Annotated in this window: 2 protein-coding genes and 1 pseudogene; all 3 read left to right on the top strand. The window is 41.5% G+C overall.

Going from position 1 to position 1,975, the window contains the following annotated elements:
• Positions 1 to 213: 213 nt before the first annotated feature.
• Positions 214 to 534, top strand: a complete 321-nt coding sequence (locus V4C51_RS17655; protein ID WP_330927483.1) for a hypothetical protein — start codon at positions 214 to 216, stop codon at positions 532 to 534.
• Between the two features lie 17 nt (positions 535 to 551).
• On the top strand, positions 552 to 1,376 hold the full coding sequence (locus tag V4C51_RS17650; RefSeq protein WP_330927482.1) for a polysaccharide deacetylase family protein: 825 nt from the start codon (positions 552 to 554) through the stop codon (positions 1,374 to 1,376).
• 52 nt (positions 1,377 to 1,428) lie between these two features.
• Positions 1,429 to 1,794, top strand: a pseudogene (locus V4C51_RS17645) (transposase); the annotation flags it as partial.
• Positions 1,795 to 1,975 lie beyond the last annotated feature (181 nt).

The following is a 1,975-nucleotide window of genomic DNA, read 5'->3' as shown; positions in this document are numbered from 1 at the left end:
AGTCAATTTGCAATCAAGTACAGAAATCCCATATGGCTTATTGCTATAATCTTTATAAATATTTCTTATATTAAGGCCACTTGAGCTTATGCAGTCAAGTAATCCTGGCATTCCCATATAGTTCATCTGAATTTTATCAGTTACCTTTTTTTGTAAGTTCTCAATAACTGCTGGATAGCTGCAAAATTCTGACTATCCGTCTATCCTTTTCTCATGCATATCTCAAACTATCAAGGGCAAGTGGTCTCTTCTGAAAAAATCCTGAAGCTCGTCGCTCAGCAGCAGGAACAGATCACCCAGCAGCAAGAACAAATCGCAAAGTTACAAGCGCTTGTTGAGACACTACAAGCTGAGATTCGTCGTTTAAAAAAACTTCCGCCGAAGCCTGATATTAAGCCCAACACAAAGCCAGGGCAGGATGAGAGTAAGGATGACAGTGGTTCCGATGATGACACACCCTCCGGGAACTCAGAGAAGCCCAAGGTCAGTAAACCTAACGAAAAAACACCAAAGTTACACCAATATCCACATTAAACATTAAAAGGCGACCCATGAATCTTTTGCGTTTTACCAACACTCTCTTAGCGCTTTTATTGATAACACCCGCCTGGCTAATGGCTAAAGGCTACTATCCTAATAATGCGTCACATGCAATTAGCCTGAGTTTTGATGATGCAAAGTCGTCACAAGTCGATATTGGTTTACCGATACTTGATAAACATAATGTCAAAGCAAGCTTTTATTTAATACCAGAAAAAATGATGGCTCGCAAAGATAAGTGGTCCTTGGCTGCTAGAAATGGGCATGAAATTGCGAATCATACAGAAAGTCACTTATGTACAGGTAATTTCCGCTGGTTGCGTGAAAAAGGCAAAGGCTTAGAGCAGGTCGACTTGGCATTTATAAAAAATGATATTAGCACTGCGCAAAAAAAAATATATAACTTAACCAACAAGCAAGCAGTGGGTTTTGCTTACCCGTGCGGTGAAAAGTTTGTTGGCAGGGGTGAGCAGGTTAAAAGCTATGTGCCAATTGTGGCAAACATGTTTGAATATGGCCGTACCTGGAATGACGAGACTGCAAATGATCCCAATTATTACGATCCGGCACAAGTACGCGCTTTTCCAATGGATGGTAAAACGTTTGAAGAGATAAAAGCGCTGTTAAACCGGGTTAAATTTGAAAATGCTTGGATTGTTTTAGCGGGTCACGAAGTAGGAAGCAAAGATTTATATTCGGTTGATAAGGTTATGTTAGAGCAACTGATCGTGTATTTAAAAGACCCTAAAAATGGCTTTTGGTTAGGCACAGTCGCTGAAGTTAATCGTTTTATTCAAGCTAAGAAACGCACTAATACTCCGTCCGGCAAAAAATGATAGTTGAGCGGATGCTATTCTAATAACTCCGATTCCATAATGCCGGAGTTATTATGACACAGAGTATGAACGTAATGGTGTCAGCAACCTGTTCATGATGTTTGAACCCTTAACAGGTTGGCGGCATGTTGAGGTGACTGATCGCAGGACAGCGATTGATTGGGCTCATCAAATCAAGTTCCTGGTCGATGTTCGCCACAAAGACGCAGAGAAAGTTATACTGATTGGAGACAACTTGAACACGCATTCTCCCACATCACTTTATAAAGCTTTTTCCCCAGAAGAAGCCCGCAGAATGATTGATAAGCTTGAGTTTCATTAGACCCCAAAGCATGGCAGTTGGCTGGATATGGCCGAAATTGAGCTGAGTATACTGAGTCGCCAACGTCTGGATCAGCGTATCCCTATCCAAGACAGCGCATGATTAAGGTGGTTAATAAAGTCAGTGGCGCAGGGCAATAACCGAACAAGTATAAGAAGCAGTCTTAAAAGTCATGCTCCTACTGCGGCTGCGATAAATGGGTCTAAAAAGTCGCTTTTGTTCGTCAAATAGTCCCGCTATTCTCCTCACAAAAGCGACTTTTTATCCGCCATTTCTC

The sequence above is a fragment of the Candidatus Sororendozoicomonas aggregata genome (assembly GCF_031528575.1).
GTDB classification, from domain to species: domain Bacteria; phylum Pseudomonadota; class Gammaproteobacteria; order Pseudomonadales; family Endozoicomonadaceae; genus Endonucleibacter; species Endonucleibacter aggregata.
Note: the sequence above shows the minus strand (reverse complement) of the source record. Positions and strands in the feature narration are given on the sequence as shown.